The organism is Myroides sp. C4067, from assembly GCF_038039665.1.
Taxonomy (GTDB): domain Bacteria; phylum Bacteroidota; class Bacteroidia; order Flavobacteriales; family Flavobacteriaceae; genus Flavobacterium; species Flavobacterium odoratimimum.
On record NZ_JBBPHJ010000007.1, the window covers coordinates 134,792 to 157,149 of the forward strand.

Sequence of the window (22,358 nt, forward strand, 5' to 3'; positions counted from 1 at the left end):
CTCTTATTTGTATTTAGAATATTCTCTTATTTGTATTTAGAATATTCTCTTTTAGTATGTACAATAGCGAGGATGATAATTTTCATTTTATCTTCCTCTACAATATAATGTATGTGATAAGGGAATTGTTTTAACTTATGTAAACGTACATTATTATAGACTATATCATTACTGAAAGGGTATAATATGATGTTCTCTTTTGCTTTTTGTAATTGTTGTATAAATTCTTTTGCAAGTTTGTGTGATATACTTTTGTAGTAATCAAAGGCAAATCTAATATCTTGTTCAACTAAAGAATTGTTTACCAATATATACACTATAGCTCTTTTTCAAATTTATTTACTAATTCTTCAAAGTCCATTAAGTCATCTGGATTGTTATGATAGTGTTCTAATCTAGAATCTATAAAATTTTTATGTTCTTGTGATATAGTATTACTTATGATTTCTGTGCTAATATTGTTATTGCAGAGAGTAACACAAGATCCGTTTTTGTTTTGATTTTCTTTGTGTTGAGTTTTCATAAGTATTGTGATTTTAATATCTTTTACAAAGGTATAAATAAAATACAGGTTTTAGATTTTTTTATTTTATATTTTTAAGATATTCAGTGTGTTATGGCTTTGTTGATATTTGTTTTTACTACATATTTAAATCCTTCATCGCAGGCATATTGATTTCTTTTACACACGTTGCATTAGATGTTGAGATGATAAAACGGATGGCTTGTAATACATCTTGTAATGGGATAAGTTCCCCATTAGATTTCTCGATAATAGACTTTACAGTTTCTTCACATCCATATTCTGTAGCTAGATATCCTAAGTTAAGAATAGATACTCCTATATTATCTTCTCTTAGGTTTTCTCTTAAAGAGTGAATAACTCCTCTTAATGCAAACTTGGTTGCTGAGAAGGCAACTTCTTTTCCATTGTGATTATCTAATCCCCAAGTAGATCCTATTAAGATAATCTTAGCATTCTCTGATAACTTTAGGTTTTCTATAAAGGCTTGAATCATTAGAATACAAGAAGAGATGTTGGTGTTAATCATATTGATGATTTCTTCTTGCGTATTATCATGGAAGCTATAAGTATCTGAGAAAGCATTGTGTTCCCATATCCCTACATTATAGATTAAATAATCTATTTTTTGGTTACCTATTGCTTGTTTTAAGTCATTAGTAGCTTGACTTGGATGAGATAAATCTCCTGCTATCCAATGCTTGTTCTGATCGTGTTTATCTAAATAATCAGGTTTAGTACGAGAGATCCCATAAACGATATCTTGTTCATTAGGAATATATTGCGTGATGGCTTTTCCTAAGCCTTTGCTTACTCCAAATATTAAGTATGTTTTTGCATTCATGATGTATTGCATTTATGTGGTGTAAAAGATGAAGATTATTTTTACTGTTCATCTTGTTTTTAAGAATCAGCAATTTACAAAAAGAAGAGGTATAGTAAACTTGTTGGGAAGCTTTTTAAGAGTTTTGACATTAAGTAGCAGTACGGTATTGTTTTTTAATGATGCAATTATCTGTTTATTAGTTTATTACGAGTAGTGTTAAAATGTGGTTTTTATAGTTGGGATATCAGAAGAACATATACTTTTGCACCACCTTAAAAATACGAAATAACGATGAAAAGAAAATCACTAATTGCAGTGATAGTTTTGACAATTGGGCTAGCTATGAACAGTTGTAAAAAAAAAGAAGTAGAAGAAGTATCTACTGAGGGTGAGCGGAATATTGGTTACGCTAACCTAAAACCTGAAGAAATAGTCATCAGCAACATAGGAACAGATGACGATGGTTTTGAACACTATAGTATAGTGTCTGGAACCGAAAATATTAAGGATTATCCAAAACATTTTTCATTTGACAATACGCTTCTTACACCTGGGGCATTTCATGCAGATGAAGTTCCTGAAAGAATAGAGTCAAAAGAATGGTTAGGATTAATATCTGATAGTACTAATACTTATAAGTTAGTGGCTATGGCGCCTCTGGTATCTAAGATCCTTGCAGATACTAGTGAAGAGGAAGACGAAGTGAGTGGAGTAGCTATTTCTAATAGTGGAAAACAAGCTTGTCTAATGTTTATAGAGAATAAAAATAGTAGTCTGAAAGAGGCTGTTGTAGAGACGGCAAATATTCCTTCATATATCTATCCTGGTGAGAAAGTACAAATCTCATTTAAAGGTAGGGAGTATACTTTATATGCTACAGGTACAAGAAAACTTAATGGAGTAAGCGAAGAAGACTTCTTAAACTCTGTAGAGCAAGGTTATGAAATGCCTAAGTATTATGTGAAGAATTATACTTTGCGTATGGAGATAAAAGATGGAGAACAAGTCAGCGAAATGATGCTATTATCTAAGAAATACTTTGAAGAAGGACAGGTGCCTAAAGTGATTTTTAGTGGAGATCTTAATGGTGATAATATAATAGATATATTGATTAATACTTCTACGGAGTACAATATCTCTAGACCGACATTGTATCTGTCAGATATAACCAATAATAATGTTTCTATACAGCCCGTAGCGGCGCACGAAAGTATAGGATGTTAATTACGATTTACTTTTAGAGTAAATAATGTACTTTTTTTTAAAGCCTCTTAGTGATTATACTAAGGAGCTTTTTATTTAGGAACCTCAGTTGGGCTAAAGAGGTTTTATCCATTAGTGTATCATTGTATTAATATAGAATGACACTCATATTTAGGATTAGAACAAGAACACTTGGCTTGCACTTCTTAGGGGATTGCTAGGAGATTTCTAGGGGTTTTCTAGCCTAGAAGGTAGTTTTCGTCGAAGAAAGGTGCAAGAAAGGTGCAAGAAAACCTCAAGCAATCTCCTAGTAGGTCAAAATAAAACTATCCTTAACTTGTAAATAAAGACTGAGATAAAATCATGGTTGTTCGATAAAAATATTTAAAAAGAAGTTAGCTTGCAGGTTTATCACGGAAAATCATAGGATACCAATTAGATTATATTTCTCTTCCTGATTACATGGCAAAACTACAATCGAAAAAACAAGTTTTTAGAATAGCTTCCACTTTCTTCCATTCTCTTCCAAAAACTTCTCTTTATTTCCCAAAAGTTCCACTTTATTCCTATTTTGGTATTGTAATTGGTTGATTTACAGTAATAAGAAATGTTGTCGCTATGCGTTTCTTCGGAACCTCTTCGGAATAATTCAGTGTTTCTTCGGAAGGAAGACTAGTTTTCCGAAGAACTCCAAAAGACTCTCTAATCAACGCCCGAAGAAAACCTTGTTTAATGTATAGTTTGAGTAGTGCTAATCAGTTTCTTTTGTACAGGTAGTTTTGCAGTATACGCAAGAGTTTTGATAGTCTTTGTGGGCTTTAACTACATTAAGCTATTGCATTTCTTAGAAAACCCTAAACAAGATTAAAAGATAAAATAAGTCTCTTTGTTTTGACAGCCTTTTTAGGCTTAGTATGAAATAAAAAAGTATAAAACTTATTATATAAAATAGATTTCACGCACTTATCTTTAAGTATGAAGATAAAATGCGTTGTTGACCAGTTATTTATAGTGTTGTTTTGTTTTTACGTTTTATGTAATTGTAAAAAACTAATAGTAATCGAACTCAGGTTAGGAAAGGAAAGATAGAGGAGTGTATAATCTCTACTTTACGATAACTTAATTATTTCGTAATATTTATGATAGCCTATACCAACATTATTATAAGTAGTTTCGACTAAAATTTAATTATGAATACACATCGCGATTTAGAGGTTTGGAAGTACAGTGTAGAGTTTGTTTCTACTGTTTATGATATTACAAAAGACTTCCCAAAAGAGGAAATATATGGACTGAGCAGTCAACTAAGACAGAGTGCTGTAGCTATTCCTTCTAATATAGCTGAGGGGAGTGCTAGAAAAGGGAATAAGGAGTATAAACAGTTTCTATACATAGCTCTAGGAAATTTAGCAGAGTTAGAAACTCAATTAGTGATAGCACATGATCTGAATTATTTAGAGAATATAGCTCAATACGATTCTACTATTACAGAGATTAGAAGTATGCTGTACACTTTAATCAAATCGTTGAAAAAGAAAAAGGAATAAGACGTTAACTTACCATGTACAGACTATGGCTAAAAAGACTATTAGCCTATTAAAAAAGCGTGATACGCACGGGGCGTTTCACGCTTCTTTATTTCAATTATCTATACTGAGTTTTATTCAAATTCAGCAATAGTATTATCTAACCAAAGCTCATACCAGTCTAAAAAAGACAGACTAGCTTCGTTCTCTAGCTCAATACTTGGGTATAATCCGCCGTCATTAACTCTATCATCAGTCCACATAATTCCTTTTTGTTCTCCCGTAATTACTAAGAATAATGTGATACCACATCCATAGTCACATAAGTTAAGTCTTCCATAATCGTGCTCTTCGCCACCGATTATTTCTAATCTCTCTTCGTATAGTTCTTCTTCTAATTCTTCGTTTCCTTCTTCAGCAGCTTTTTCTATCTTATTATCTATTTCACCCAGTGCCTCAATAGGGTTCCAAGGTTGAGTATGCGGGAAAGCTTTTTGTAAAAGAGAAGAAGTGTCTTCTCCTGTGATCATCATTACTTCTTCGTTTACACTAGCTTCCGCTAGTGTTTGTAATCCATAAAATGGACCTACACCACCATTTCCTACTTGTGTAATAAAAGCTACGTAGTCTTTTGGTAAACTGATTTGATGCTCTTTTTCAAATTGTGTTACTTCTTTCTCGCCTAATACAGGGTTTAATATATATTCATGTGTATCAGCACCGAATACTTCCAAGTCTTGGTCTAATTTGTCAAGTTGACTTATTTTTTCTTTGATGCGTTTGATTTGTTCTGTGTACATAGTCATAGTATTGAAGGCTCAAATGTACTTAATAATTAGAAAAGAGTATAGGTTTACTCAAAAAGAAAGCGTGAAATAACAGAGTTACTTCACGCTTTTGTATGTCATTTATACTTGATCAGTATAGTGTTTTAAAACTTGATTGTAGCAGGAAGTAAAGTACTTCTTACTTCTCCAAAACCAATTCTTACTTCATCATTTTTACAGTATCCTTTCATGGTTACAGTATCATAGTCGTGTAAGAATGTTCTAGTACTACCATCAGGCATGGTGATAGGTTTACTACCAGCCCAAGTTAACTCTAACATAGAACCATAACTGTCAGGTGTAGGACCAGATATAGTACCAGAGCCCATTAAGTCTCCTGAGTTTACTTTACATCCATTTACAGTGTGATGAGCTAATTGCTGACTCATTGTCCAGTACATATATTTAAAGTTAGATTCAGCTACTAGTTTATCTTCACTATTCTCTGGTTGTATGTAAACTTCTAGCTTGATGTCAAAAGCTTTATCTCCAGTTTGTTGTAGATAAGGAAGAGGAGTAGGGTCTTGTTTTGGGCTTGCTACTCTAAAAGGCTCAAGAGCATCTAAAGTGATGATCCAAGGAGAAATAGAAGAAGCAAAGTTCTTAGCTAAGAATGGCCCTAGTGGTACATATTCCCAAGTCTGAACGTCTCGTGCACTCCAGTCATTTAGAAGCACCATACCGAAGATGTACTCTTCAGCATCATCTACAGGTACACTATCTCCCATTAGGTTAGCATCTGTAGTAATAAAAGCAGTTTCTAGCTCAAAGTCTACACGTTGTGACGCTCCGAAGATAGGCGTGGTAGCTCCTTTTGGAAGAGTCTGTCCTACAGGACGTTTTACATTTACTCCTGAAGGAACAATAGTAGAACTTCTACCATGGTACCCTATCGGGATATGAAGCCAGTTAGGGAATAAAGCATTATCAGGATCTCTAAACATGGTTCCAACATTGGTAGCGTGCTCTTTACTTGAGTAGAAGTCAGTATAGTCTCCTATATACACAGGTAATTGCATTTCTACATCTTCTATTTTGAAGATGACAACATCTCTATGTTTAGTATTGTTTTTTAATTCATCGTTGTTTTGGTCAAATATCTCAGCGATTCTATTTCTTACCGCTCGCCATGTTTTTTTGCCGTTAGAGATAAAGTCATTAAGTGTGTCTTGTAAAAAAACATCATCTGTCAGCTCTATACCTTTAAAATATCCAAGCATTTGTAAGGCACTCAAATCAATGGCATAATCTCCGATACGAGTTCCTATAGTTATAATATCATCTTTGGTGATAAAAACACCGAAAGGAATATTCTGAATTGGAAAGTCAGAATCACTCTCTACTGGTAACCATGTTTTCCTCATCGGATCATTTGCACTAATCATCATAATTGTTTTTTTGTTTAAGTTAATAGTATATTCAAATATATAATTAAGACTGAATATAACAAACGTTTTTTGTACATTTGGAATCAAATTAACGAAACACACAAACTAAATGAGAAGAGATTCAGAAATTTTCGACCTGATCGTAGAAGAGCAAGATAGACAAATTCATGGTATTGAATTAATTGCTTCTGAAAACTTTGTAAGTGAAGAAACTATGGAAGCAGCAGGTTCTTGTTTGACTAACAAGTATGCTGAGGGATACCCTAATAAACGTTACTACGGCGGATGTGAAGTAGTAGACGTAGTAGAGCAAATCGCGATAGACCGTGCTAAAGCTTTATTCGGTGCTGAGTATGTTAACGTACAGCCTCACTCTGGATCACAAGCTAATACAGCTGTATTCTTTGCATGTCTTAAACCAGGTGACAAAATCTTAGGTTTTGACTTATCTCATGGAGGACACTTAACTCATGGATCACCAGTTAACTTCTCAGGAAAGTTATACAATCCTGTATTCTACGGAGTAGATCAAGAGACAGGATTATTAAATTATGATAAAATACAAGAGGTAGCTACTAAAGAGCAACCTAAATTAATCATCGCTGGAGCATCTGCTTATTCTCGTGATATGGACTTTAAACGTTTCAGAGAGATTGCAGATAGCGTTGGGGCTATTTTAATGGCTGATATTTCACACCCTGCAGGTTTAATCGCTAAAGGATTAATGAATGACCCTGTACCTCATTGTCATATTATCACTACGACTACTCACAAGACATTGAGAGGACCACGTGGAGGTATGATTATGATGGGTAAAGACTTCCCTAATCCATTCGGATTAACTACTCCTAAAGGTGAAGTACGTATGATGTCTGCTTTATTAGACAGTGCTGTATTCCCTGGAAACCAAGGAGGACCTTTAATGCACATTATCGCTGCTAAAGCTGTTGCTTTTGGTGAAGCATTAACTGATGAGTACTTCCAATATATGATGCAAGTGCAGAAGAATGCTAAAGCTATGGCTGCTGCTTTCGTGAAGAGAGGTTATAACATTATCTCTGGAGGAACTGATAACCACATGATGCTTATCGATCTTAGAAATAAGAATATCTCTGGTAAAGAAGCTGAACAAGCATTAGTGAAAGCTGAAATCACTGTGAACAAAAATATGGTTCCATTTGATGACAAATCTCCATTTGTAACTTCAGGTATCCGTATTGGTACTCCAGCTATTACTACAAGAGGTTTAGTAGAAGCTGATATGGAAACTATCGTAGAACTTATTGATAGAGTATTGATGAATCATACTGATGAGGCTGTTCTAGAAGAAGTAGCAGACGAAGTAAATGAAATGATGGAAGAAAGACCAATGTTCGTTTGGTAATCGACTAAAATATAAGATTTTAATAAGGAAGGGGCTCAGAGATGAGTCCCTTTTTTTGTTTAATAAATAGTTGTACTAAGAGGAGATAATGTATATTAGTAAGCGTTCTTGTCATTCCTAAGAGCCTTATTGATAGAGAAGGTTATAAAGAGTCGTTTTAAAGTCTTTGAGAGAAAGAATATGAAAAAGTTTATCATTTTAAGTTTAGTAAATCTTGTTTTTATGAGTACTGTTTTTGGTCAGAAAATCAGAGACTTTGTTGTTTCTGATTCACTTGTCTATGTTTTAAAGGGACAGAATAAAATATCAGTGTATAATAAAGTTACTTTAAAATTAGTAGAGGAAATTCAGACAGAAGGAGATACACAATTAAATAATATTAGTCTGAAAGGGGATGAGTTAATTGTAGTTGCTAATAATAAGAATCTTCTCTTTTACCAAAATAAGGAGTGGAAGATTATCTACAGTAGTCTTAATAAGGTGAATGGAGTACAGTATACTAGTAAAGGTGATGGCTATTTATTCACTGATAAAGGAATAGAAGATGTGTCTACATCTAAGATATACAATCAACAAAAAACTATGAATACTCAAATAAGAATTAAAGAAGGAATGTCTGTTCCTTCAACTTATTTTATAGATAGGAGTAATGTTATTTGAGGAGGTTTTAATTATGGAGAATGGGGTGGAGATATTATTGCTTTTGATACAGAAAATAAGAGTTTTATTGATTTAAATATGAATGAGGTTAAAGTGGAGCTATTACCAGTAGTGAATTTCTTTGAAGATAGAGAACAGGTATATTTCACTTCAGGACTAGAGCATCTGATGTACAGTGGAAGCCTTATTCAGTTTAAAGATTATACTGCAAAAGAAATCTTAGAAGTATATAGTAAGTCTGTTTTCGAGGACAATGGAGATGATATTGAATTATTAGGTGCAGGAGATTATTGTGGTGCAGAGGAGGTTATCTATCTTTTCGCTGGTAAAAATCTCTTAAAAGGACAATTAAGTGTTGATCTTAGTAAAATAGAGAATTGGCAAGTACTATTACCTAAATCTTCTAAACAAGAAAATGAGATGGTAATACGTCTAAAAGTATTAGCGAAGAATAAAGTGATTTACCTAACAGAGAAAGGAACTTTGACTTATTATAACTATGGAGTTATTCATAAAATACCGTAATAACCAACGAGACTTATAGTCTCGCTTTTTGTATTACTTTATCATATCTGTAAAATGAATATCTTTGATAGGATAACTATTACGCTATGGACACTATACTCTCAATATTCAATGCTCAAAAGGACTTCTTTAATAGCAATCAAACGAAGGATATTAGCTTTCGTATTACACAATTAAAGAAACTAAAACAATTGCTTAAAGCCAATGAAGACAGATTGGCTGAAGCGATATATCTAGATTTTGGGAAGTCTTCTTTTGAGACCTATATGACAGAGTTGTCTATTGTTTATCTAGAGATTGATTACTTTATCAAGAATATTAAGAAACTTAGTAAGCCTAAACGAGTTTCTACAGGTGTTATCAATTTTCCTGGGAGGGGGTATATAATGCCAGAACCATTAGGATTGTGTTTAGTCATTGGTGCGTGGAATTATCCTTATCAATTATCTCTTTTGCCTGCTTTGACAGCTATAGCAGCAGGAAATACAGTAATGATTAAGCCTAGTGAATTACCAATGAATACATCCAATGTATTAGCAGAGTTGCTCAATAGTATTTTTCCTAAAGAGCTTTTATATGTGGTAGAGGGGGGAGTAGAAGAAACTACACAGTTATTAAGCCTACAGTTTGACAAGATATTTTTCACAGGAAGTACTGTTGTTGGAAAGATAGTATATCAGGCAGCAGCGAAGAATTTAGTTCCTGTTACACTAGAATTGGGAGGAAAGAGTCCTGTGTTTATTTTAAAAGATTGTGACTTAGAGATAACGGCTAAACGTCTTGTTTGGGCGAAGTTATTGAATGCGGGACAGACTTGTGTAGCTCCTGATTATCTATTAGTAGAAAGAGAAATCAAAGAGAAGTTGATTAAACAACTTCAGAAAGAAATGAGTAATTACCCATTGGATAGTAAAGAATTACCTTCTCACTATTTACAGATTATTAATACACACCACTTTGATCGATTGGTTAGTTTAATTAATCTTGAGAAGGTATGTTTTGGTGGCTATATAGATAGAGAAAAACGATTTATAAGCCCTACAATCCTTGATAATGTCGATTGGGGAGATAGTGTTATGCAAGAAGAGATATTTGGCCCTATATTGCCTATTATAGCTTTTGAGTCATTAGATGAGGTAATTGAGAAAGTAAAAGAAAAACCTAAACCTCTTTCATGTTATATTTATTCCAAGGATCAGAGCCTTATAAAGAAGATTTTAAGAGAAGTCTCTTTTGGGGGAGGTGCAGTCAATGATAGTTTAATGCATTTGACTACAAGTACCTTGCCTTTTGGAGGTGTGGGTGCTAGCGGAATGGGGAGTTATCATGGACGATATGGTTTCGAAGCGTTTACTCATTTTAAAAGTATACTACACAAGCCATTCTGGTTTGAGTCTAATATGAAATATCCTCCTTATACAAAAAGGAAGGAGAATTGGTTGAGAAGATTATTTAAGTAAAAGAATAAGAGGTAAGTATAATGCTTGCCTCTTTTGTTTTTAATGTAAAAATATTGATTAAAGATAATTATTTTAACTCTTATTAATTATTTTTGAATTAAAAATAAGTAAAATGAAATGGATTAAACTAATGACAGCCCTTATAGGTTGTACTTTCTTAGTATCTTGTTCATCAGTTATTAAAAGTTCAAGAGTGACTGTTTTGCAAGAGAACTATTGTGCGCCTACCATTGTGTATACAGATGATACCACTGAAGAGCAAAGGGCGTTTGAAGATTTAGGAGTTAAACAGAAATTGTCTCCTCATGATTATAGACTAGCGTCTCATCTGGGATTAGTGCCTCAGTTGGCTAAGTTTTTAAATAGTACAGATCCTATAGAGAGATTAGAAGCGAAGCAACAGATTATTATTAGAGTCCAATTGTTTCAGATAGAGATAGATGCTTTGGCAGCAGAACTAGATTGTAATGGGGAGCGATATGATCAACTAGCAAGGGTATTGGATGCTAAAAACGGAACTACCAATACTCAACTAACAGTTGCTTCTATCGCGATCGGTGCAGCAGTTACATTATCTACAGCCTTGATTACAAATGATAATACGAATAAAGGATTAAATATCGCAGGTGGGGTAGTAGGTACAGGACTAGGATTTTTGTTATTAAATCCGAAAGGCAAAAAAGTAGAACTAAAAACGAATAGAAGTTTACTTAGTAATATTTGGTTTGAACAGAATGATAATCTTGCATTTCCTCCTGCAGTATGGAGAGTGATGAATGATAAATCTTTTAGTAATGAAGGTAAATTATCCCTAATACAGACATTAAAGAATAGATGGCTGTTTTTTGCTTTTAATGAGGAGATTAGTAAAAAGGATGAGGAACTCTATTTTGGCAAAGGTGGATTTTTTAAATCAGAGGGAATTCATTTAATGGCAGATATGAATAATGAGCTTCAAGCAACAGTAAAAACAATCCAACAAGATCTTAGAAGCTTAATTTACAATGTGAGTTTATTGAAATAAGAAATCTAACAGTTAAAAGCTTTTAATATTTGAATAGTTTAATTGTTAAAAAGTAATTACCTTGTGGTGATTTTAATTAAAAAAGATGAAAAAGATACTGTTTTTTATTTCTTGTGTAGCACTTTCTGTTCAGGTACAAGCACAAGAATCTGTTGTTTTATCACTTGACTTACAACCGGGTAGCTCTTATGAGATAATTTCGAATGATAAGTTTAGTACGATTACTAACCTTGTAGGAAATAAAGAAATCATTGAGATGATTAATAAAGAGGGGCAGAATTCTTATCCTACTTATGAGACCGAAGAATCTAATGCAAGTTATACACTACATTGGACAACTAAAAAGAAGAATTCTCTGAACTTTGATTTGGACCTAGAGAAGAGAGTTGCTAGAGTTTTTGAAGGAAAATCAGTTGTAAATACTGAGACTGAAGGGCCTATAAAAGGATATAGTAGAGGTAGTGTAGATGCCAAAAAAGGGTTAAAATTGTCTAAATCATTAGGTGAAAAACACAAGACTTTAGAAGGAGATTTGCTTGTGATGTTAGATGACTTATTTAATGGAAATGGACTTAGTAGTGATCCTATAAAAGTGAATCAAGAATTTGAGTCTACTAATACTCAAAAGATGAGATTATCTGATGAAAGTGAAGTGGAGGTAACAACCAAAGAAGTAAATAAAATAGCCAAAATAGCTAATAATAAAGCCTATTTAGTTATTGAGACAACGATCACCTCTAAGAGTACTTCTACTAAGTTTGCAGAGATGAAAGGAGGAGGTACTAAAGAAGTTATTTATGATATGGAGAAGAAATACTTTGAATCTATAGATGGTAAGTTAGATGTTACGGTTAATATAGAATCAGATGAAGGAGTTAATATCACGATGGTTAATACAACTTCTCAAAATGTAAAAGTGAAGAAAAAGTAATCATAATTGATACGATACATAAATAAGGGTTAGAAGCTAAAACTTCTAACCCTTATTTATTTACTATCGCATACAACACATGGTCAAGGTATTCACCATCCTTTAATGTATAGGCTTTCAATACCCCTTCTTGTTGCATTCCTATCTTTTGCATGATTTTTCCTGATGCTTCATTATGCGTAAAGTGAGAAGCAAATATTCTTTTTAGATGCAATGTCTCAAAGCCAAAATGAACTAGAGCTTGTGCTGCTTCAGTAATATATCCTTTATTCCAGTACTGATCATCTAACCAATAGCCCATCTCAGCTTTATTGTTTGCCTTGTCTATTCCTAAGCCGACTCCACCGATGATCGTAGAGCTACTTTTTAATCGAATAGCAAAGATGTATTTATCTCCAATCTCTAATCCTTCTAAAGCTAAGTTTACCCAAAAAGTAGCACTTGCCTCTGTATAAGGATAAGGGATATTGGTTGTGTTCTGACTGTATACAGGGTTTTTCATAATCTCTAATAGGCGAGGAATATCCTGTAGATTAGGTTGATTTAGAAGAAGGCGTTCTGTGGTTAATTCTATTGTTTTCATAAGAGTTGTTTTTATAAAAATAGTAAATACTTCCATGTATTCAGTGAATTTATTGTTTGAAATTAATAGTATTTTAGCCCAAAATAAAAAAGATGATAGACTTTGATTTTACATCAAAAGGATTTGAGATAAATGGGCAACTGTATAGCTTTCCGATAGCAAAAGAAGAACTGTTTACACTATTTGGAGAGCCAGAGGTATTCTCAGGAGAGCATAATGATGTTTATATTTGGCATACAGTAGGATTACGAGCTTTCGCTAAGGATAGGATAAATATTAATACCATAGAAGTAACTTATAGAGTAGAAGATTACGCTACAGCTGTGAAATCTGCATTTATAGGTCAATTAAAACTAAATGGGGAATCAGATGTAATGAAGTATTATAACGAACATAAGCAAGAGCGTATAAAACTTTGGGATACAGATGATACTGGTGCTTTTAGATTTAATGATGTGACGGTGTGGTATAATATCAGAAGGGAAGAGTTGTATTCTCTTTCTTTACAAGCTTATGAAGAGGTTGAAGAAGAAGAAGTAGCATTATTACCTATTGATGAAAACTTTGAATATTTAGAGGCGGTATGGTATGAATGGAAAAAAACAATAGAACATAGAGTTGGTGCTGATAATAAGTACTATAATCCGACACATGGTATTACTCAAGAACAATTAGATATTGTTGTAGAGCAATTAGACGAAGTAGAATTACCTGCCATTTTAGTTAATTTTTATAAGATAGCGAATGTGAAGTGGAATGCTGTTACTTCAGCACTAAGTTTGCATGCCAACGGATGGGATTATGACTTATTGCCTTTTGAGAAGATAGCAGATGAGTGGGAAGGTATCAATGAGTTGTTCGATGATGATGAGGTAGATGAAGATATAATAACTGATTATGATACCCGACTTAAGTGTACAGGATATGCTAACCCTAAGTGGATTCCTTTTGCAGAAGGGAAGAATGGAGATTATCTACTGATAGATACTGATCCAAGTGATATAGGGACGTATGGACAAATTATAGAACTACAAAATGAGTCTTGGAGTAGAACAGTAATTGCTTTCTGCCTAGAGGAGTTGATTTATAGAGAAATAGAATCTTTAGAAGGAGCAATAACAGAACATCAACAATTTATAATAGATAACGGAACATTCTAATGAAATATATATGTGCAGATTGTGGGCAAGAACACGAGGATTGGCCTGCATTAGTATTTAAAGCTCCTGATCCTTACTTAGCACTGTCTGAGGAAGAAAGAGAACACGCAGACTTAACGAGCGAAATATGTAGTATAGATGAAGAAGATGAGACACATTGGTATCTGAGAGGGGTGTTGACTCAGTATGTCTATGATGCCTGCCAATACTTGGATTACGGGGTTTGGGTTAGTCTTAGTGAGGCGAGTATGAAAGACTATTATGAGCACTATGAGGATAAAGAGTACAAGACTACTTACTTTGGTTGGTTAGTGACTAATTTACCTAATTATCCTCCTAATACTTCTTTTGCTTTACCTACCAATGTTGAGGTTGATAATAGTAAAGGGATTCCAACTATTTTACCTCATAAAAAAGGAGATTCAGTATTTATAAAGGACTTTTATGATGGAATTTCGACAGAGGAAGCTTTGAAGAGAATCGAGGCTTTAGTAAAATAGAGATGGGATTTAAGTATGTCATAATTCAAGATTAGTTTTGCTGTGTGATGCTAGCAGATTCCTTGAGGTATTCTTGCACTATTCTTCGACAAAAAGGTGCTCTGGGCAAGGAAAGTCCTAGGAAAGTGCAAGCAATGTGCGCCAAAGTGCAAGGAATACAGCGATTAGACTTTGTACAAAAGGTATAAAGTACCTCTCAATAAGGCAAACTAGAATAAATAGGATAGAGATAGAAAAGAATGAGTAGTAAAGGACAACAATTAGCAATAGATTATAAACAGACAGAATGGAAGACACCTGATGTTTATAATCAATTAAGGGGATTAATGAAGGATGAAGCAGAAATATATGCTTTCTGCTTAGAGTTTCTGATGAATATAGAGAAGGATTCAACGCTTTTTCACAGTGCACTAAGTTATGTTAATGAGAAAGACTTTAGCCAATTAGTTAAAATAGCAATTGATATTTTAAAAGAAAAAGAGAGTGCCGTAGCAGAGAGTGTTATAGAGTATGCAGGTATTCAGTTACCTCATATATTACATCCTTATCTAGATGATTTATTAGTCTTAAATCCTAATGGGGATAGCTATTTTGCAGATTATCATTGGAGAAATTGTACTTCTGCTCAATTACAACCTTATTTAGCTCAATTCTTAGCATCGAATACCGATTTAGAAACTAAGATTAAGTTGTTTAATTGTTTAGTCGAATCTAGAGATATCACTACTATAGAAAGCCTTATTCCACATGCGTTAGAATTAGAATTGAGCACTTATGTGAGTTCAGCAGATTATATCGATGGGTATTTAGAAGGTGTGGGATTGTGTAGAGAACATGGAAAGGTAAAAAGATACTGTTCAGATCAAACGTATCATATTTTATTTGAACCAAAGTATTTAAACAAGCCAAGTGCAGTACATTTAAACCGTACAGATCACCCAACGTGGAATGGTACACCATTAGCAAATAAGTATAAAGTAGGTGGGTATTTAGCGGAAGATGAGAATAACCCCTTTATGCATATAATTACATTAAACCCTATTCCTGAAGGATTGCCAATAAGTTTATCTCAACTAGTGTTAGGATGTCATTTACGCGAATTAAATGAAAATGGTGTTGTCTTTTATCAACATGATGAACAAGGGATTCCTCATAAGATAGGAGAGCCAATGGTGATAGAATGGGTAGAAGAGCATGCTATGGTTCCTACAGAAGTAAGCATCGTACCTACGGATTCTCGCTGGTCGTTTCAGTCATGGGCAAGCGCTAATAGTAGAGAGAATTTGTTTAGAATAGGAGGAGAACCTTCTTGGATACAGAATGGAGAGGTTTTGACTTGTCCTATTAGCGGAGAGAAGATGCAGTTTATTATGCAGTTAGACTCAGAAGTTCCCGATGTAGAGGGAGGTGAAGTGTATTATGGTAGTGGTGGATTGTGTTATATCTTCTGGTGTGATAAGACTAGAGTAAGTGGATACATTATGCAACATACCTAAATATCAGTAACTCATATTGACGTTTCAGAAGCGAATTTGTATGTTTTGATTAATTATTATCCTTGTTATGTGTTTTTTATAATTAATCTTGTGTATATATTTAAAAATACATGACATTATTATTAGTTTATTTGTTTCTAGCTTTAGCTGTATCTTTTATCTGTTCTATCGCAGAAGCAAGCTTACTTTCTTTATCCCCTTCTTTTTTAAAGTCAAAAGCAGAAGCAGGAGATAAGAAAGCCTTAAAAATGATAAACCTAAAAGAGGATATTGACAGGCCTTTATCAGCTATTTTGTCTCTTAATACAGTTGCGCATACAGTAGGAGCTGCAGGAGTAGGGGCACAAGCAACGGTAGTTTTTGGTGAAGCTTATTTCGGAGTGGTATCTGCTGTGTTGACTTTGTTAATCTTAGTCTTAACGGAGATTATACCAAAGACTTTAGGAGCAAATTATGCTAAGGATATCTATGGATCTATGGCAAGTGTTATTTCTGCTATGGTTGTTGTAAGTTATCCATTAGTGATTATGTCATCTTTCTTGACAAAGAGGTTGAGCAAGAAGAATGCAGAGTCTTCTACCAGTAGAGAAGAGATTGCAACTCTAGCAAGTATTGGAGAGCAAGAAGGTATCTTAGGTGTTAAAGAGAACAAGATTATTCAAAACGTATTCAAGTTAAACGAAGTACGTATAGACGAAATTCACACACCACGTATTATGTTGGTTAGTGCAGATGAAGAAATGACTTTAAGAGAGTTCCTGAAGAATAAAGAATTTCTACATTTCTCTAGAATCCCTGTGTATAGTGATACGAAAGACAATATTACAGGTTACGTGCTAAGAGAAGTTGCGTTCGAGTATTTAGCAGAAGATAGATTTGATATTCAATTAAAGGATATAAAGAGAGATATTCTATTTGTGTCTGAAAAACTGAATGTAATTACGACTTGGAATAAGATGAAGGAGAAGCATGAGCATATCGCTATTGTAGTGAATGAGTATGGTGAAGTAGATGGTCTAGTCACTATGGAAGACATTATCGAGACTCTACTTGGTTTTGAGATTATTGATGAGAAAGATAAGATTGTTGACTTGAGACAATATGCAGAAGAAAGATGGCAAAATAGACAAAAGAAATATGCTTATTTGGCTGATGAAGACGGTATAAAATAAGTTTACAAAGTTTAAAAAACAAAGAACTCCATCGCTTTTAGCGATGGAGTTCTTTGTTTTTTGCGTAAACAGGAGTGTTTTTTAAAATGTTTTTAATATTGCCTATCTCTTGTATTTGTTGGGGTTAAGAGTGCTTTAATGAAGGCGTTTGAAATAAACATTTGAATTTCTTTAACTTTTTATTGGTTTGTTTTAAAATGGTTTTGGTATCTTAGCCATATCAATGAACGCGAATTTTAGAACATATAATCCTGTTTTAAACACTACTATCTTAAGTGGTGCAACTTCTCGTGTTTCTAACGTTACTACTTCTACAGTAACTATTATTACGTTGACATCTTCGTCATCGTCATCTATCTCAACCCTGTAAAGGGGGAATTTATTACATATAACCATCGTCTGTGGTCGTTTATTTATTAACGGCTGTATTTTATATTATCCAAAGCGATTAATATCAATTAGTTACTTGCTTTGGGAGAAAACCAAATCAATGAAATTTTATGAAAGTAATAAAGTTTGGCGGGTCATCAGTGGCTAATGCCGTGAATATAAAGAGATGTATAGATATCATCAATAAGATAGAAGAGCCTGTTATCGTAGTGGTATCTGCGCTGAGTGGAGTGACTGATCTACTGCAGCTTGCGGCAGTACAAGCGGCAGCACATAATGAAGAATATATAGATCAATTTAAAGATATTAGTCATCGCCATTTAGAAGTTGTCAGAGCATTAATACCTGTGAATGATCAAGCAGGAATATTGAGTAGTGTTATACGTGAACTAAATGAATTGGAAGTATTGTTACAAGGGTGTTTCTTACTAAGAGAGTTATCTCCTCGTATTAAGGATTTGATTATGTCTTATGGTGAACGCCTTTCTTCTTATGTTATCGCTGAGGTTATGAAGGCACAGGGGCAAGATTGCCGTCATGGATATAGTGGAGATTTTATCAAGACAAATGACAAGTTTGGTAAAGCTGCTGTAAACTTTGAAGTAACTGATCAGTTGATCGTTGATTACTTTGAGAAACATAAGTGTGCAGTAACTATCGTACCAGGATTTATAGCAGAGTCAGAAGCAAATGAAGTGACAACATTAGGACGTGGAGGATCTGACTATACTGCGGCTATTATCGCAGCTGCTCTTAACTTAAAAGAACTAGAGATCTGGACTGATGTAAGTGGTATATATACGGCTAACCCAAGAGTAGTAAAACAGGCAAAAATAGTAAAACACATCAACTTCCAAGAAGCGATGGAGCTTTCTCACTTCGGAGCGAAAGTATTGTATCCATCTGCTTTGGCGCCGATTTTACCTAAAGGAATCTCATTGATTGTCAAAAATACTTTTGAACCAGATGCAGAGGGAAGTTTAGTCAGTGCTGTAGGAAGTACAGACCCTAATCCTGTAAGAGGAATTACAAATATTGACAATCTAGCACTACTGACATTAGAAGGCCCTGGGATGGTAGGTGTAGCAGGTATTTCTAAACGACTGTTTGAAGTATTGTCTTTAGAGGATATCAATGTGATATTCATTACTCAAGCTTCTTCAGAGCACTCTATCTGTTTCGCAATTATTGCTTCAGATGCAGAAAGAGCAGAGCAAGTGATTAATAGTGCTTTTGAGTTTGAAATACAAAACAAAAAAGTAAAACCAGTTCGCGTAGAATTAGGGATGTCTATTATTGCAGCAGTAGGAGATTATATCAAAGGGCATCAAGGAGTCAGTGGTAAAATGTTTAGTGCGTTAGGTCGTAACAATATTAATATCTGTGCTATCGCTCAGGGTGCATCAGAGCGTAATATCTCTGCTGTTATTCTAGAGAAAGATGTTAAGAAAGCATTGAATGTACTACATGAAGCTTTCTTTGAAGAGGTGGTGGTTCAGTTGAACTTATTTGTTATGGGAATAGGAAATGTAGGAGGGAAGTTCTTAGAGCAAATCGTACAACAACACAATTATTTAAGAGAGCATCTGAAAGTAAATGTTAGAGTGGTAGGAATAGCTAATTCTAAATTGATGTGTTTTAATGTAGAAGGATTTGATTTGGTTGAGGTAAAAGATTTGTCTAATTGTGGAGTACCTATGACTCAAAGGGGATTCTTAGATAAGATCAAAGAACTGAATTTGCGCAACAGCATATTCGTAGACAATACAGCTACTGCTGATGTGGCCATGACTTATGCATCATATTTAAAGAATAGTATTGCTGTAGTGACTTGTAATAAGATAGCTTGTTCTTCTACAATGGAATATTATAAAGAGTTAAAAGGCCTATCTAAGAAGTACAATGCTCCTTTCTTATACGAAACAAACGTAGGTGCAGGTTTACCTATTATTGATACAATTAAGAACCTTGTTGCCTCAGGAGATCAAGTAAAAGAGATACAAGCAGTATTAAGTGGTAGTTTGAACTTTATTTTTAATCAATATGACGGTTTTATACCTTTTGCAGAGATAGTAGCTCTAGCTAAGAAAGAAGGGTATACAGAGCCTCATCCATTGATAGATTTGAGTGGTGTAGATGTGAAGAGAAAACTGATGATTCTGATGAGAGAGTGTAACTATTGGGTAGAAGAGGAAGATGTACAGGTGGATAGTTTCTTACCTATGTCTTGTATGGAGGCTGAGGATGCTGATGCGTTTATTACAGCTTTAGCTAAGGAGGAAGCTCATTTTAAAGCTCTATATGAAGGGGCAAAAGCTAAAGGAGCTTGTCTAAAAGTAGTGGCAACGCTTAAAGACGGTAAGGCTAGTGTAGGTCTGCAAGAGATAATGTCTAATCACCCATTCTATCACTTAGAAGGGAAAGATAATATCGTAATGTTCTATACAAATCGCTATCAAGAACAACCGTTATTAATAAAAGGAGCGGGTGCAGGAGCAGAAGTGACAGCATCAGGAATATTTGCAGATGTAATAAGAATAGGAAGTAAATTGTTATAAGATGAAAGAAATAAAGATATTTTGCCCAGCTACAATCGCTAATCTATCATGTGGATTTGATGTTTTGGGTGTGTGTTTAGATAATGTAGGTGATGAAATGATTATCACTCAAACAGCAGAAAAAGGAGTGTGTATCAAAGAGATTATTGGAGCTGATTTACCACTTGAAGTGGAGAAGAATGTGGCAGGCGTTGCTGCTTTAGCTTTAATAGAAAAACTACAACCTGACTTTGGTTTTGAGATTGTGATTCACAAGAATATCAAGGCAGGTAGCGGTATTGGTAGTAGTGCTGCAAGTTCGGCAGGTGCTGTCTATGGTGTCAATGCGTTATGTGGATACCCACTGACAAATAAAGAGTTGATCTATTATGCTATGCAAGGAGAAGCTTTAGCGAGTGGGGCACCTCATGCGGATAATGTATCTCCAGCGTTATTAGGAGGGTTTGCATTTATCCATAGTTATGAACCGCTTAATATAGTTCATATCGAAGCTCCAAAAGAGCTATATGCTACAGTTATTCACCCTCAGATAGAATTGAAAACAAAGGATGCTCGTTCTGTTTTAAAGCAAACAGTTACTTTAAAACAAGCGATTAAACAATGTGGTAATCTTGGCGGATTGATATGTGGACTTTATACTTCTGATTACGATTTGATTGGTAATTCACTACACGATGAATTTGTAGAGCCTAAACGTTCACTATTGATACCAAACTATGCAGAGTTAAAACAAGCAGCTTGTGAGCATGGCGCATTAGGAGGAGGAATATCAGGAGCAGGGCCTTCTGTGTTTGCATTGAGCAAAGGCAAGGAGAATGCAGAGTGTGTAGCAGAAGCAATGCGTCAAGTAGTAAAGGATGCAGGGTATGAGTTTGATATTCATGTATCACCTATTAATTCACAAGGTATAAAAGTATTGTAATGGAGTATTATAGTTTAAATAACCCTCAGCGAGTAGCCTCATTTAAAGAAGCTGCAATACAAGGTATTGCCGAGGATAAAGGATTGTATTTTCCACAAGAAATACCTCAGTTAGCTCTTTCGTTTTTTGAAGGTATTCAAGCGATGAGTAAGGAAGAGATTGCATACCAGGTTATCGCTCCTTTTGTAGGAAAAGAGATTGCAGAAGAAGAGCTAAGAACGATTGTAAGAGAAACGTTAGCATTTGATTTTCCTGTAGTATCGATTGATCAAGATGTTTATACATTAGAGTTATTTCATGGACCTACATTAGCTTTTAAAGATGTAGGAGCGGGATTTATGTCTAGATGTTTAAGAAGTTTTGTCAAAGGGGAAAAAGAGAAAATTACTATTCTAGTAGCTACTTCAGGAGATACAGGAGGAGCTGTAGCTCACGGATTCTATGATGTGGAAGGAATAGAAGTTGTTATCTTATATCCCAAAGGGAAAGTGAGTAGCATCCAGGAGAAGCAATTAACTACGCTAGGTAAGAATATTAGAGCAATAGAAGTAGAAGGAAGTTTTGATGATTGTCAGGCGATGGTAAAGAGGGCTTTTTTAGATGAAGAGTTGAAATCTTGTCGTTTGACATCAGCGAATTCAATTAATGTAGCTCGTTGGTTACCTCAGATGTTCTATTATTTCTTGATGTATAAAGAATTACAACATTTAAACAAACCATTGGTTGTGTCTGTACCTAGTGGAAACTTTGGTAATATATGTGCAGGGATGCTAGCTCAAAAGATGGGATTGCCTATTGCTCATTTTATTGCAGCTACTAATGCAAATGATACAATACCAAGATTCTTTTCTTCTAAAGCCTATACGCCGAAACAAACAGTAGAGACAATTTCTAATGCGATGGATGTAAGTGATCCGAGCAACTTCGTGCGTATATTAGAATTGTTTGCTAAAGATGCGAAGGAGTTGAGTAAAGATCTGTCAGCCTATTCTTTTACAGATAAGGCCACATTAGCATTAATAGAAGAACAATATGCTAAGAATGGGTATTTACTAGATCCTCATGGTGCGGTTGGTTATCTAGGAATCAAGGAGTACGCTAAGTCACATCATGATTTTACAGGGGTATTCTTAGGAACAGCACATCCTGTTAAGTTTCCAGAGTGTATAGAAGAATTGCTAAATATAGAGATTCCAGTTCCTGATAGATTGGAAGAGATTATGAAAGGAGAAAAGAAAAGTACTGTTCTCACTTCTTATGAGGATTTGAAAGAAGAACTTTTAAAATAATAGGAAGGATT

22 protein-coding genes are annotated in these 22,358 nt (G+C 34.4%); 16 read left to right on the forward strand and 6 right to left on the reverse strand.

Annotated features, from left to right (window positions below):
• Positions 1–26: 26 nt before the first annotated feature.
• The 3 genes from AABL87_RS07195 to AABL87_RS07205 form a co-directional block, all read right to left on the reverse strand.
• The gene (locus AABL87_RS07195; protein ID WP_006261015.1) at positions 27–317 is read right to left on the reverse strand and encodes a type II toxin-antitoxin system RelE/ParE family toxin; all 291 of its coding nucleotides are present in this window, start codon (positions 315–317) and stop codon (positions 27–29) included.
• Complete coding sequence (locus AABL87_RS07200) at positions 317–523, reverse strand: hypothetical protein (RefSeq protein WP_071307335.1); 207 nt, start codon at positions 521–523, stop codon at positions 317–319. The genes AABL87_RS07195 and AABL87_RS07200 overlap by 1 nt, the downstream gene beginning before the upstream one ends.
• A 118-nt stretch (positions 524–641) precedes the next feature.
• A complete protein-coding gene (locus AABL87_RS07205; RefSeq protein ID WP_006265141.1) occupies positions 642–1,367 on the reverse strand; it encodes an SDR family NAD(P)-dependent oxidoreductase in 726 nt (241 codons plus the stop codon).
• Positions 1,368–1,640: 273 nt separating this feature from the next.
• On the opposite strand from AABL87_RS07205, the gene AABL87_RS07210 reads away from it, so the two are divergent.
• On the forward strand, positions 1,641–2,573 hold the full coding sequence (locus tag AABL87_RS07210; RefSeq protein ID WP_071307336.1) for a hypothetical protein: 933 nt from the start codon (positions 1,641–1,643) through the stop codon (positions 2,571–2,573).
• A 1,169-nt stretch (positions 2,574–3,742) separates the two neighbouring features.
• The gene (locus AABL87_RS07215; protein WP_006259132.1) at positions 3,743–4,099 is read left to right on the forward strand and encodes a four helix bundle protein; all 357 of its coding nucleotides are present in this window, start codon (positions 3,743–3,745) and stop codon (positions 4,097–4,099) included.
• Between the two features lie 113 nt (positions 4,100–4,212).
• Here AABL87_RS07215 and AABL87_RS07220 read toward each other — a convergent pair whose 3' ends face one another.
• Complete coding sequence (locus AABL87_RS07220; RefSeq protein WP_071307337.1) at positions 4,213–4,884, reverse strand: SMI1/KNR4 family protein; 672 nt, start codon at positions 4,882–4,884, stop codon at positions 4,213–4,215.
• Positions 4,885–5,009: 125 nt separating this feature from the next.
• On the reverse strand, positions 5,010–6,293 hold the full coding sequence (gene fahA / locus AABL87_RS07225; protein ID WP_071307338.1) for a fumarylacetoacetase: 1,284 nt from the start codon (positions 6,291–6,293) through the stop codon (positions 5,010–5,012).
• 109 nt (positions 6,294–6,402) lie between these two features.
• Here fahA and glyA point away from each other — a divergent pair, with 109 nt between their 5' ends.
• From glyA to AABL87_RS07255, 6 genes are all read left to right on the forward strand, one after another.
• Positions 6,403–7,677 (forward strand): serine hydroxymethyltransferase, encoded by a 1,275-nt coding sequence (gene glyA, locus AABL87_RS07230; protein WP_006261020.1) that lies wholly within the window; start codon positions 6,403–6,405, stop codon positions 7,675–7,677.
• Between the two features lie 222 nt (positions 7,678–7,899).
• Complete coding sequence (locus AABL87_RS07235; RefSeq protein ID WP_232234271.1) at positions 7,900–8,337, forward strand: hypothetical protein; 438 nt, start codon at positions 7,900–7,902, stop codon at positions 8,335–8,337.
• A gap of 78 nt (positions 8,338–8,415) precedes the next feature.
• The gene (locus AABL87_RS07240) at positions 8,416–8,862 is read left to right on the forward strand and encodes a hypothetical protein (protein ID WP_232234272.1); all 447 of its coding nucleotides are present in this window, start codon (positions 8,416–8,418) and stop codon (positions 8,860–8,862) included.
• An 86-nt stretch (positions 8,863–8,948) separates the two neighbouring features.
• Positions 8,949–10,322 carry an aldehyde dehydrogenase gene (locus tag AABL87_RS07245; protein WP_006259127.1) on the forward strand — a complete coding sequence of 458 codons (1,374 nt, stop codon included), beginning with the start codon at positions 8,949–8,951 and terminating at the stop codon, positions 10,320–10,322.
• 112 nt (positions 10,323–10,434) lie between these two features.
• Positions 10,435–11,346: a hypothetical protein gene (locus AABL87_RS07250; protein ID WP_039329313.1), complete on the forward strand. Its 912-nt coding sequence runs from the start codon at positions 10,435–10,437 to the stop codon at positions 11,344–11,346.
• An 85-nt stretch (positions 11,347–11,431) separates the two neighbouring features.
• Positions 11,432–12,277: a hypothetical protein gene (locus AABL87_RS07255; protein ID WP_341277115.1), complete on the forward strand. Its 846-nt coding sequence runs from the start codon at positions 11,432–11,434 to the stop codon at positions 12,275–12,277.
• Positions 12,278–12,329: 52 nt separating this feature from the next.
• On the opposite strand, the gene AABL87_RS07260 is transcribed toward AABL87_RS07255, so the two are convergent.
• Complete coding sequence (locus AABL87_RS07260) at positions 12,330–12,896, reverse strand: GNAT family N-acetyltransferase (RefSeq protein WP_006259124.1); 567 nt, start codon at positions 12,894–12,896, stop codon at positions 12,330–12,332.
• 56 nt (positions 12,897–12,952) lie between these two features.
• Here AABL87_RS07260 and AABL87_RS07265 point away from each other — a divergent pair, with 56 nt between their 5' ends.
• The 8 genes from AABL87_RS07265 (at position 12,953) to thrC (ending at position 22,347) form a co-directional block, all read left to right on the forward strand.
• The gene (locus AABL87_RS07265) at positions 12,953–14,020 is read left to right on the forward strand and encodes an SMI1/KNR4 family protein (RefSeq protein ID WP_025125541.1); all 1,068 of its coding nucleotides are present in this window, start codon (positions 12,953–12,955) and stop codon (positions 14,018–14,020) included.
• The gene (locus AABL87_RS07270; RefSeq protein ID WP_006261026.1) at positions 14,020–14,520 is read left to right on the forward strand and encodes a DUF2199 domain-containing protein; all 501 of its coding nucleotides are present in this window, start codon (positions 14,020–14,022) and stop codon (positions 14,518–14,520) included. The genes AABL87_RS07265 and AABL87_RS07270 overlap by 1 nt, the downstream gene beginning before the upstream one ends.
• A 239-nt stretch (positions 14,521–14,759) precedes the next feature.
• The gene (locus AABL87_RS07275; protein ID WP_341277116.1) at positions 14,760–16,016 is read left to right on the forward strand and encodes a hypothetical protein; all 1,257 of its coding nucleotides are present in this window, start codon (positions 14,760–14,762) and stop codon (positions 16,014–16,016) included.
• Between the two features lie 110 nt (positions 16,017–16,126).
• Complete coding sequence (locus tag AABL87_RS07280; protein WP_341277117.1) at positions 16,127–17,188, forward strand: CNNM domain-containing protein; 1,062 nt, start codon at positions 16,127–16,129, stop codon at positions 17,186–17,188.
• A gap of 223 nt (positions 17,189–17,411) precedes the next feature.
• Positions 17,412–17,558, forward strand: a complete 147-nt coding sequence (locus AABL87_RS07285; RefSeq protein WP_198032304.1) for a hypothetical protein — start codon at positions 17,412–17,414, stop codon at positions 17,556–17,558.
• 130 nt (positions 17,559–17,688) lie between these two features.
• Positions 17,689–20,136, forward strand: coding sequence for a bifunctional aspartate kinase/homoserine dehydrogenase I (gene thrA, locus AABL87_RS07290; RefSeq protein WP_341277118.1), 2,448 nt, complete (start codon positions 17,689–17,691; stop codon positions 20,134–20,136).
• A 1-nt stretch (position 20,137) separates the two neighbouring features.
• Positions 20,138–21,058: a homoserine kinase gene (locus AABL87_RS07295; protein ID WP_341277119.1), complete on the forward strand. Its 921-nt coding sequence runs from the start codon at positions 20,138–20,140 to the stop codon at positions 21,056–21,058.
• Positions 21,058–22,347 (forward strand): threonine synthase, encoded by a 1,290-nt coding sequence (thrC, locus tag AABL87_RS07300; protein WP_341277120.1) that lies wholly within the window; start codon positions 21,058–21,060, stop codon positions 22,345–22,347. Before AABL87_RS07295 ends, thrC begins: the two co-directional genes overlap by 1 nt.
• The last annotated feature ends 11 nt before the right edge of the window (positions 22,348–22,358 follow it).